This is a genomic window from Clostridium sp. chh4-2, assembly GCF_002899675.1.
Classification (GTDB): domain Bacteria; phylum Bacillota; class Clostridia; order Lachnospirales; family Lachnospiraceae; genus CHH4-2.
On the sequence record NZ_PKUU01000002.1, the window covers coordinates 22,063 to 33,985 of the forward strand.

Genomic DNA, 11,923 nt, shown 5'->3' on the forward strand with positions numbered 1-11,923 from the left:
AAAATGTAAGTGGTTACAACCTATTTTACAGAAAAATTACTAAATTTTTGCCAGGAAATGAAGAAAAAACCTTTACTAGATTTTGGTTTGTGATATAATAAACACAGACCGTTTGCGGGCTTTTTCTTTGTAAAAGGCATTGACGAACGGAAATGAAAATCAAAGGTAGATGCCAGTCTACATGAACTTGAGGAGGAAATAACTTATGGCAAAATGGGTTTATTTATTTAAAGAAGGCAGTGCCGACATGAAAAACCTGTTAGGCGGTAAAGGTGCTAACCTGGCTGAGATGACCAACCTTGGTCTTCCGATTCCACAGGGCTTTACTGTAACAACAGAAGCTTGTACTGACTACTATAACAGCGGCAAGCAGATCACAGATGAAATCAAAGGTCAGATTTTTGACGCTCTTGCTGAACTGGAAGAGATTCAGGGCAAGAAGTTTGGCGATACGGAAGATCCGTTATTAGTATCTGTTCGTTCAGGAGCCAGAGCTTCCATGCCTGGTATGATGGACACAATCTTAAACTTAGGTCTTAACGACGTAGCAGTAGAAGGATTTGCAAAGAAAACAGGAAACCCAAGATTTGCATATGATTCTTACAGAAGATTTATCCAGATGTTCTCCGACGTAGTTATGGAGATGAGCAAAACATTCTTCGAAGGAATTCTGGACAACGTGAAAGAAGAAAAAGGCGCTAAGTTTGATACAGACTTAACCGCTGACGATTTAAAAGAAGTAATCGCAAAATACAAAGCGATCTACAAAGAGAAGATGGGTGAAGAATTCCCACAGGATCCAAAGGTTCAGCTGATGGAAGCTGTTAAAGCAGTATTCCGTTCATGGGACAACCCTCGTGCCATCGTTTACAGACGTATGAACGATATCCCTGGTGATTGGGGTACCGCTGTTAACGTGCAGGCCATGGTATTTGGTAACATGGGCAATACTTCCGGTACCGGCGTTGCATTTACACGTAACCCATCTACAGGCGAGAACGGTATCTACGGCGAGTACTTAATCAACGCTCAGGGTGAAGACGTAGTTGCTGGTATCCGTACACCACAGCCTATTACAAAATTAGCAGAAGATCTGCCTGAATGCTACAAAGAATTCATGGCAATCGCTCATAAACTGGAAGACCATTACCGCGATATGCAGGATATGGAATTCACAATTCAGGAAGGCAAATTATACTTCTTACAGACACGTAACGGTAAGAGAACTGCTCCGGCAGCTTTACAGATCGCATGTGACTTAGTAGATGAAGGAAAGATCACTCCTGAAGAAGCAGTATGCAGAATTGAAGCAAAATCCTTAGACCAGTTATTACATCCTACATTTGATGCAGCAGCATTAAAGGCAGGCGAAGTGATCGGTTCCGCTCTTCCTGCATCTCCTGGTGCAGCAGCAGGTAAAGTATACTTCACAGCAGAAGAAGCAAAGGCTCATCATGAAGCCGGCGAAAGAGTTATCCTGGTTCGTCTGGAGACATCTCCTGAAGATATCGAGGGTATGCACGCAGCTGAAGGTATCCTGACTGTACGCGGCGGTATGACCTCTCACGCAGCAGTAGTTGCACGTGGTATGGGTACAGCTTGTGTATCCGGATGCGGCGACATTAAGATCAACGAAGAAGAGAAACATTTCGAACTTGGCGGACACAGCATTAAAGAAGGCGATTATATCTCCTTAGACGGTTCTACAGGTAAGATCTATCTTGGCGATATCGCTACACAGGAAGCTACTGTAAGCGGTAACTTCGGAAGACTGATGGAGTGGGCTGATCAATTCAGAACTCTTCATGTAAGAACTAACGCAGATACTCCTGCAGATACTTTAAATGCAGTTAAATTAGGCGCAGAAGGCATCGGCCTTTGCCGTACAGAGCATATGTTCTTCGATCCTGAGAGAATTCCGAAGATCAGAAAGATGATCCTTTCCGATACTGTGGAAGCGAGAGAAGAAGCGCTCAACGAGCTGATTCCTTTCCAGAAAGGCGACTTCAAGGCTATGTACAAAGCCCTGGAAGGAAGACCAATGACTGTTCGTTACTTAGATCCGCCTCTGCATGAGTTCGTTCCTACCGATCCGGAAGATATCAAAGCATTAGCTGATGATATGGGAATGACACCAGAGCAGGTTAAAGCGAAATGTGATGAACTTCATGAATTCAACCCAATGATGGGACATAGAGGATGCCGTCTGGCAGTTACCTATCCTGAGATCGCTAAGATGCAGACAAGAGCCGTTATCGAAGCTGCTATCGAAGTGAAGGAAGAATGCGGATATGACATCGTTCCTGAGATCATGATTCCTCTTGTTGGCGAGAAGAAAGAATTAAAATATGTAAAAGACATCGTTGTAGAGACTGCTGAATTAGTTAAGAAGGAAAAAGGATCTGACATCCAGTATCATATCGGTACCATGATCGAGATCCCACGTGCAGCTTTAACAGCTGACGCCATTGCAGAAGAAGCAGAATTCTTCTCATTCGGTACAAACGACTTAACACAGATGACATTTGGCTTCTCCCGTGATGACGCTGGTAAGTTCTTAGATTCTTACTACAAAGCTAAGATCTACGAATCAGACCCATTTGCAAGACTTGACCAGACTGGTGTTGGACAGCTTGTTCAGATGGCAGCAGATAAGGGAAGACAGACAAGACCTGACATCAAACTTGGTATCTGCGGCGAGCACGGCGGAGATCCTTCTTCCATCGAATTCTGCCACAAGGTTGGTTTGAACTATGTTTCCTGTTCACCATTCCGCGTTCCGATTGCAAGATTGGCAGCGGCTCAGGCGGCGTTGAACAATAAATAAGCAAAGCGAAAGCCCCGGAGTTACAATTCCGGGGCTTTTTTTGGCTGATTACCTCTGCTTCCTAGTATCTGACATATGTAAATGAAGCAGCTTTTTTCATGGATAATGGCTCACTGTCTGAGTTTAAACTGATTTACCAGATTTTTCAGCATCTGCGCCTGATCGTACAGTTCCTCGCTTGCGGCGGCGCTTTCTTCCGCAGTAGCCGAGTTGGCCTGCACTACGTTGGAAATTTGATCGATGCCCTGTGTTACTTGGGCGATGGCGGCCGCCTGGACATTGGATGCTTTGGAGATTTTGTCAACTGCCGAAACCATCTGTCTGGCGCTCTCCACGACTTCTGTGAGTGTGTATGCAGTTTCATCGGCTATTTTGGTTCCTAAGTTTACGGCCTGAATGGTTCCTTCTATCAGAGCAGCCGTATTCGTGGAAGCCCTGGCGGATTTGTCTGCCAGGTTCCGTACCTCATCGGCAATAACCGCAAATCCTTTAGCCGTACTAACGTGTGCCGCCTCTACAGACGCATTCAGCGCCAGGATATTGGTTTGAAAGGCGATGTCTTCAATTGTTTGGATAATTTTCCCGATCTGTCCGGATTTGTGGCTGATATCATGCATAGATGCGATCATTTCCTGCATCTGCCGGTTTGCTTCCTCAATTTTTGCTCCGGCTGCTGCCGCCAGTTCACTGCCATATTGTGAATTTCGGGCATTTTCCCTAACTTGGGAGGATATCTCGTTAATTGAGGCAGCTAATTCCTCTACGGAAGCCGCCTGTTCGGTTGCACCCCGGGCGAGATCCTGTGCTCCGGAAGAAACCTGGTCGCTGCCGGTGGAAACCTGGTCGGACGACTGGTTGATCTGTTTCATGGTCCGGCTCAGCTTGATGGTGATCTGTTCTACGGAAGCTGCCAGCTGCTGAAAATCGCCGACATAAAATTCCTCAGCCTTGGAGGTGACTGTAAAATCGCCGTTGCCCAATGATGCGAGACGGCAGTTCATATCGCTGATAATCCCTTGGAATGTTCTGATAAGAGAACGTATGCTGTCGGACAGATTTCCCAGTTCATCCTTTGATTGATAGCCGATTGATACATCTAAGCTGCCTGTGGCCAGTTTTTTTGCAGCATCCCTGATTTCTTCCACTGGTTTGCGGATGCTGTTGGAGATATAAAGTCCAAATAAAAATGCCAGAGCGATATTGAGCAGAATGATTACAATCATAATAAACCTGGAAGTCATTTGAAGCTGCTGGCCCTGATCCACCATTGCTTTTGCATTATTTGCCGCCTGCAAGGTAATCTTATCCAGCGAATCTGACATCTGATTCAGCAATGGTATGTAACTGGTATTCATCAATGCGAAGGCTTCCTCATTTTTTTCTGCTGCGGTTAATTCGAAAATCTGATCCCGGTAGACAATTGCCTCGGCTAAGGTCGAATCCACTTCGTCCATCAATGTCATATCTCCTTTAAACCGTTTACGGATATTGGGAAAGGCAGCCCGCATATTAGCCAGGGCAGCAGATGCGTTGTCCAGAGAGATCTTCATGTCATTCTCATCTGTTTCCAACATGGCTTTTAATATGTCTGCTCTTGCAAACTGCATCTCCCGTTTGGCTGTCCAAACGTTGACTGTTACTGCGTAATTGTTGTCGTAAAAGCTTGTCAGATTACTGCTGATCCGTTTCATCATAACAAGCGCAGCCACACTGGCAGCGAGACAAAGCACTATGATAACTGCATAGGAGAACAGCATCCTCGTTCTGATTTTCATATTTTTTAACATTTTAATTTCCCCTCTTTACAAGTTATATGGCCCAGTGATCTTGACCGTCAGAAAAAGCCCGATATCGTCTGATAAAGCTTTTCCACCTCAAATGGTTTTGCAATATGACCGTTCATTCCGGCGACATAGGCGCTGTCCACGTCTTCTTTAAATGCATTAGCTGTCATTGCTATAATTGGTATGGTTTTGGCACAGGAATGGCTGCTGCCGCGGATTTCTCTTGCCGCAGCGTATCCGTCCATAACAGGCATCTGTATATCCATTAAGATCAAATCATAATACCCAGCCGGAGAGGCGAGAAAACGTTCGGCCGCTTCTTTTCCATTTTCGGTCCAATCCGTCTCGACCCCGGCCATTTTTAACAGTTCTATGGCGATTTCACGGTTTAGTTCATTGTCTTCCGCCAGAAGAAAACGTTTCCCTGATAAAGAGACTGGATGGGAGGCGTACGTTTCCTGATAAGATATCTCACAGTCAAAGGCAGGAGGAGCAGCTTCCTGCGGGAGGCCAAACGGCAATTCTACTGTGTAGACGGTTCCCTCGTCCAGTTTGCTTTTCACCGCGATGGTACCGCCCAGCAATTTGACAAGATTGTGTGTAATAGCCATACCTAAACCGGTGCCGCCGTATTCCTGCGCGATCTTGCTGTCGGCCTGTTCAAAGGGCAGGAAAAGACGGTCCAAAAATTCTTCGCTCATGCCGATTCCTGTATCGCTGACCGTAAACTGCAGGCGTGATGTATTTTTATCCCTGCTCAGCTGCTTAATCTCCAGGCGAATCCTTCCCCCTTTTGGAGTAAATTTGATTGCGTTGGAAAGAAGATTCAATAAAATCTGATTGACTCTGGTAAAATCGCCTATTAATGTCTGGTCCTCCACTCCCTGAACACCACATTCAAACCGCTTGTTCTGCCCTTTTATCTGGGAATGAGCCATGGAATACATAGAATCTGTCAATTGTTTCAACCGGAAAGGCTCTTGATTGATTATCATTTTTCCTTCTTCGATTTTAGACATATCGAGCACATCATTGATTAAGGATAACAAATGATGGGAGGAAAAGGAGATTTTCGAAAGACAGTCTTCTACCCGGCTGCGGTCTTCTATATGCATACCGGCAATGGCCGTCATTCCGATAATCACGTTCATAGGCGTACGCATCTCGTGGGACATGCGGGAAAGGAACTGTCTTTTTGCATCATTGGCGTTCTGCACAAGTGAGAGTGAGATAAGGGTATCCTGAATCATCTTGCGTTCGCTTTTATTGGTGCGGACGGTCAATATGACAATTAATACGGTTAGCAGGAAAGCCGTTGCGATTGAAACAACGGAAGTGCGTTTGGCTGCGGCAGTCAGGCTGCGGATATTAAAATCCGAACGGCCGATAATGACATCCAGACAACTGCCGACCTGATCATAAGAAGGATAAACATATTCATTAAAATATTGCAGAAGCTGGTCATTGGAACGCTGATCCATAAACTGTATTGCGGCGTCTTGAACGGTGATCAGCTCATCCATCGCCGATCTTAAAGCATCCACATGTTCCACCGGCCCCAGATAGTGTGAGTAAATAGTATCAATCGATTCATTTTGCAGCGCATACCGTTCTTCAAAAAGCTCGTGTACTTCGTCTTTATTTTCAAAGCTTGTGGTCAAAAATATGACGGAAAACCGTTTCATATCAAGCAAACGTGAACGCATGTCTCTGGCGGTATTGGTCACAGTGTATGGGTGGTCATACATGTCTTGCGTATCCACCCGGATGCTGTTTGCGGAATAGATGCTGACGACTGCAAACAGAACCGCAAAGACGCAGATTATGATTGCAGACTTTGACATACTGACTTTAGTAACTTTCTTATCATCCATAGCGGTACAACCTCCTGCGTTCAGTGCTAAGCAAAGCGGCAAATGAGCCCCTCTGCGGCAACACGGTAACGTCTGTTTTGATTTTCATATTCAATATCTTCCCTGAATTAGCTATAAGTTATATTATAGACTTCATTTATTGAGTTATCAAGTGCTTTTGACTTATTTGTGGTATACTAAGAATAGCTTATCTAAAAGGAGGGGTATCATGGAACAGGACGGCAGACTTTACAAGGTTCTTTACCAGTCTATATTGACACAGATTTACAGCGGCGTCCTCCGTTGCGGCCAGGTATTTCCAAGCCAAAAGGAACTTTGCCAAAGATACCAGGTGGGAATTACGACGGTGAGAAAGGTAATCCGCATGCTGGAACAGGAAGGAGTGATCCGCACTTCTGCCGGCAAACGTGCCATCGTCTGTTTTGACGAGAGCGAGCAGGCCTATATCCGGTCCCTGATGCAGAGACGCGATAGTATTCTTGATATTTACGGGGGATTGGAACTGATGATGCCATCCCTTTATGCCGAGGGGGCGACTCTGTGTAAGGATCTTACCTCCGTTATGGGTTCAGACGGTTCACGGGACGATATGGAGATGAACCATGCCAATATAATATCATTTTTTACTGAGATGCTTTTGCCCTATCAAAACCAGACCGTACTGGATCTTCAAACCGATATGGAGCATTATGCCCGTTTTCCATATGTGAAACAGTCCGGCTTGGAAAATCCTTTTGATGCTTCCACCAGGTTCATGAAAGAAATTCTGCCGCTTATTCAGGGAATGGTAAAACGGAAGGAGCGCGAAGCATTAAGGATTAAATTAGAGCTAATGTACCGGAATGTTGGGAAGCAGGCGGAAATTTATCTGAGCGAACTGCAGAAAAATGCTCCAATTCCCCAGGATGTAGTCAATTACCAATGGTTTCGAGGGAAAAACCGTTCGCCTCTTTATGCAACGGTTGCCCAAAGTCTGTACCGGAGAGCTCAATTAGGCGAATTCAATAACCGCGTCTATTTCCCATCGGAACCGGAAATCATGCGCACCTATGGAATTTCCAAATCGACCGCTTCTAAGGCCATGGCTTTGCTCAGTGACATAGGCCTTATCTATACCATCGAGAAAAAGGGGACGGTACTGCGGAAGGAAGAAGAACTGGCTCCTGTCCGCATAGAACAAACGATTATTGCGGATAATCTGATCCTCTTTTTAAATGTTCTGCAGATTTTGGCCGTCTGTTCCGGGAAACTTTCATTTGCTGCTTTTTCCTTACTTGAGGATTCGGAGCTTGGGGATACGGCGTCAGAGTGGGAGAGCAGTCCTTTGAGACAGCGAAGTTCCGGAATTATACATATTATAACGGCTTTTTTGAAGGCGCATATGCCGCTTAAATGTTTGGAAAATATTCTTGAGCAGTTTGACGATGCGCTGATTTGGGGACATTATCTGGACCGGCCATACGTGATTGATGAGCAATGCGTGGTTTTGGCCCAGGAAGGATTTGAACAATTCGCCCTTGCCTGCGAATCTCTTAGAAGATGTGACCGGAAGAAGGCGGCTTCTTCCGTCCAACAGACGTTCCGGGCTATCTATTTAGATGCCCGATTATATTCTTTAATTTGTTATAAAAATTTGGAAAAGGTTCCGTCGGAGTTATAAATAGACATTGGGCGGTCTGGAATGTTAATCCGTACGATTTTTGAAATTGAGGGAAATTAACTATATGGTGGAAATGCAGGCCCTATAAATCCGAGATGAGCGGCGGGAAAGAGGTAATGAGTGATGACAGAATTTGATTCTAAGAAAATTATACATTCCTTAAATATAGATGAGAAGTATTACAGCACCCTGGATATTGAAGGATTTTCTTATATGATGAAAGATCCGTCCTATTGTTATAAATTCTACTGGCTGGAAGCGATTGTACAGTTGATTTCAAGGGACGTGAGGGAGACGACCTTTGATGCCATTATTGATGAAATGATCTGTAATGCATGGTACTCTGTCCGGGAATTTCATATCCATCTCAGCGGCCTTCCCATAAGCGGCGGGGTGAAGGATGGTTTGGAACGGGCGGTGCTGCGCCTTTCGGAGTTGAGCGCTCTGCCTGCCAATGCTTCAAAGGTGGAAATTAAAAATGCAATTCGGGAACACAATTCAGAATTGAAGACAGCAAAAGAGCAGCTGACCAATATGGTTCCTTACCGTGCGCTGGCAGGTTTCTTTTCGAAAGCAAATGCGAAGGCTGAGTGGGACAGCATTAAACGGATGACCGCATATATTGAACTGATTAACCGTGATGTAGTCTTACTTCCCTATACATTGGGAAATGGGAGCCGGTTGAATAAGGAAGTATATTTCCAACTGCCCTGGGTCAGGATGATACAGGATCATACCGTATCGATTTTAGGCTGGATACAGTTTGAAAAGGTGAAATGGCTTCAAAACAACAATCCGGAAGTGCCGGGGCTGGTGTATAAACTGGCGCCTATGGATGAAAAGATGCGCAAGCTGAATCATGTCAGGAAGCTTTGGGAAGGGATTCTGGAACTTCAGGAAGTGCGGGATGTATTTACGGGAGATCCGGTGGAGCCTAAGCAGTATGATGTGGATCATTTCATTCCTTGGTCTTTTGTGATGAACGATGAACTCTGGAATTTGATGCCTATGGATTCTTCACTGAATTCTTCTAAGAACAACCGGCTTCCATATTGGAGTCCGTATTTTGGCCGGTTTGCAGGGAATCAGTATATTTTGTACGAATTGATTCATGAAAAGGAAGGAATTCGAAAACTGTATGAGCGCTGTTATAAGGATAATCTTCATTCCTTGTGGGCCGGACAGGAGTTGTACCGTAAGGGCAACACCAGGGAGGAGTTCTGTGATATTTTGCAGAAGAATATGCAGCCGGTGTATGATTCGGCGAGGCGGCAGGGATATGAGATTTGGAATTGGCAAGGCAGCAGGAGATAGGAAAATTACCGAAGTTAAAATGTCAGACTGCCAATGGCGGTACTTTTTATACGGAGGTAAACAGAGATGGGCAATTTTGATGAAGGTATTAACGCTATATGGGAAGAAGTAGAGGGTAAAAGATCGAAACCGAAGCATACGGAGCGTGACAAATGGGAAGAAATCAAAGCGGACTATTATGGGCAGAAATGCAGTGTGCAGACCGAGTGGGGAATAATTGATTTTGACCCGGACGAGAGGAGGAAGGTAGAGGGCGGCGAAAAGCTGTCCTATAAGGAGTATCTCGATATCATGAAGAGATCCGGCAGGAAAATACGGCCCTATTTTGAACTGTGTTATTATAATTGCTGCGGATGTGATTTCAAGGGACAGATTGAAAAGAAGTCTAAAGGCAATATCTGTTTTAAGAGAATTTTTGTTAATGGAATGTATGGAGACGGTACCTGTTTTTATGGTAAAGAGGACCATGTGTGGATGCCGGAGAATGGATTTGAGAGGTATCAAGCCGGAGACTGCCTGTCTTTTACAGCCGAGGTGTACCGGTATCTTAAAACCGGTAATGGAAAAGCGATTGATTTCGCTTTAAGGAATCCGGAAAGAATCAGAAAAACCGGGTTTTACGATATACCAAACGATGATGAGCTGCTGATGCAGAGTATCGATCAATTGGTGTGTGAAATCTGCATGTTCAGCGAACATTGCTGGATGGGAATGTGCATTGCAGACCAGGAATGGCGTGAGAATATGAAGCGGCGGCTTTTTGATTCTGTTAAGTAAAAGGATGACTTTATCAAAGTAAACTTACTGTGCGAGGAAACATTTATGTTTGGAATGGAACGATATTTATTGATACTGGGGGAGTAAAAACGATATGGCGGAATATTTATTTCCAATTGATAATAAAATCCATGACCTCACCTGGGATGATATTAAAAAGCTACATAATGATAACCTGATGGAAGAACGGGAAGGCAGGAAAATCACGGCATCCAGCGACAGAGGTGAAAATTATTGGGATCAGTATGAGGATTTTAATACGGCTATGTATAAAGAGTACCTTTACAGGGACCCTAAAACATCAGGCATGAGAATTGAATATCCTCACGGTGTTGTGATCCAGCAGTCCAGGCGCAGAAACTTTTACCGGGGGGAGAATCAAATTTATCCGTCAAGTGTGCCCTCTCTGCTTCGCCGTCTGCGGGAATATGACAATACAAAACAGCAGGAACTTTACCGCCTGGTTGCCGATATGCGCGTGTATGAATTCGGGAAGCTTTTGAACTGCTTTGACCATGTGAAAAATTGGAAAAGATCGGATGTATTGTATGAGCCATTAGCGCAGCATTACGGGCTGGAAACCTGCTGGCTGGATATAACCAGCGATTTTGACGTAGCTTTATTTTTTGCTGCCTGCTGCTATAAAGATGGAAAATGGCACCCGCTGACCAAAGAACAGACAGAGAAAAATGAAAATACAAAATATGGAATGATTTATCACATGCCCAGCAGCCGTATGAGCCTTCGGTGGAATATAGAGGTAGAGAAATTCTCAGGTAGTTCCAATGAAGTGGCAGAATATAAGGAAGATGGCTCCCCTTACCGTTACAGGCAGTACCAGCATCCTGAGTTTTTGGGCGGTGTCAGCAATCTGATTTATCCATTGGGATTTCAGCCGTTTATGCGGTGTCATATGCAGGACGGCTATGGCATCTATATGAGGGAGGAAAAACCCCTTCAGCAGGACCCGTTGTTCGAGAAGCTGCGGTTTAAACACAGTGAAGAATTGTCAAATTGGATTTTTGATTACATGCGGGGCGGAGAACTCATTTATCCTCATGAGGGACTTTCTAAAATTGATTTTTTGATTAATGCAATCTCCGGATTGACGGTATTTTCTTATGAGGCTTTTTTATATGCCCTTGAGAGAAATCATTTATTCGCATTGAAAGAAGAAGAGCTTTGTTTAAAAGAGCTGGATGATTTTAGTGTGAACGGGAAGAAGATTATCATTCAGGATAAATCACCTTGGAAATTAAGCAGTGGGAAACGGAAGCGGATCAATGCGGAGTATGATAATTTTTCCATCGAAGACGCTTATGGCATTTTGGTTAAAGAACGTAAAGTGATACCGCCCGGTGCCAGGATGTTTTCCCCATGGATGATTATGGAAAATGAAAATGAACCCGGGGTGGTTGACTTTCATGCTCGGGAATTAACGGGATGCACGAATCTGTGGACATTAGATTATCTTAATATCCTTTATACGGTAGAGTGCGCTCAAGAGCCGCCACTGTAGAATAATTAAAAAAGTGCAGAGCTATGGGGGATGCGGCACATTCACCGAAAAGTTAGCTGCCGTTTAGTTTTATGCTCAACAGGCTGAATAAAAGGATTCCTTTAAAAGAGATTCTTGAGTTCTGTCTGTTGAGCATTTTTTGTCATCATTTTATGAGGCAATAGAGCA

Annotated in this window: 7 protein-coding genes; 5 read left to right on the forward strand and 2 right to left on the reverse strand. The window is 44.5% G+C overall.

The window, feature by feature from the left end; all coding sequences use genetic code 11:
* Positions 1–205: 205 nt before the first annotated feature.
* Positions 206–2,827 carry a pyruvate, phosphate dikinase gene (gene ppdK, locus C0033_RS02050; RefSeq protein ID WP_103226208.1) on the forward strand — a complete coding sequence of 874 codons (2,622 nt, stop codon included), beginning with the start codon at positions 206–208 and terminating at the stop codon, positions 2,825–2,827.
* Positions 2,828–2,937: 110 nt separating this feature from the next.
* Here ppdK and C0033_RS02055 read toward each other — a convergent pair whose 3' ends face one another.
* Together C0033_RS02055 and C0033_RS02060 are read right to left on the reverse strand one after the other, a co-directional pair.
* Positions 2,938–4,614 carry a methyl-accepting chemotaxis protein gene (locus C0033_RS02055; RefSeq protein WP_103226209.1) on the reverse strand — a complete coding sequence of 559 codons (1,677 nt, stop codon included), beginning with the start codon at positions 4,612–4,614 and terminating at the stop codon, positions 2,938–2,940.
* 47 nt (positions 4,615–4,661) lie between these two features.
* Positions 4,662–6,485: an ATP-binding protein gene (locus tag C0033_RS02060; protein ID WP_103226210.1), complete on the reverse strand. Its 1,824-nt coding sequence runs from the start codon at positions 6,483–6,485 to the stop codon at positions 4,662–4,664.
* A gap of 208 nt (positions 6,486–6,693) precedes the next feature.
* On the opposite strand from C0033_RS02060, the gene C0033_RS02065 reads away from it, so the two are divergent.
* The 4 genes from C0033_RS02065 to C0033_RS02080 all read left to right on the forward strand — a co-directional run bounded on the left by C0033_RS02065 (position 6,694) and on the right by C0033_RS02080 (position 11,755).
* The gene (locus C0033_RS02065; protein WP_103226211.1) at positions 6,694–8,145 is read left to right on the forward strand and encodes a GntR family transcriptional regulator; all 1,452 of its coding nucleotides are present in this window, start codon (positions 6,694–6,696) and stop codon (positions 8,143–8,145) included.
* Between the two features lie 123 nt (positions 8,146–8,268).
* On the forward strand, positions 8,269–9,459 hold the full coding sequence (locus tag C0033_RS26815) for an HNH endonuclease domain-containing protein (RefSeq protein ID WP_180994522.1): 1,191 nt from the start codon (positions 8,269–8,271) through the stop codon (positions 9,457–9,459).
* A gap of 66 nt (positions 9,460–9,525) precedes the next feature.
* Positions 9,526–10,236: a hypothetical protein gene (locus C0033_RS02075; protein ID WP_103226212.1), complete on the forward strand. Its 711-nt coding sequence runs from the start codon at positions 9,526–9,528 to the stop codon at positions 10,234–10,236.
* Positions 10,237–10,330: 94 nt separating this feature from the next.
* The gene (locus tag C0033_RS02080; protein WP_103226213.1) at positions 10,331–11,755 is read left to right on the forward strand and encodes an FRG domain-containing protein; all 1,425 of its coding nucleotides are present in this window, start codon (positions 10,331–10,333) and stop codon (positions 11,753–11,755) included.
* Positions 11,756–11,923: the final 168 nt, after the last annotated feature.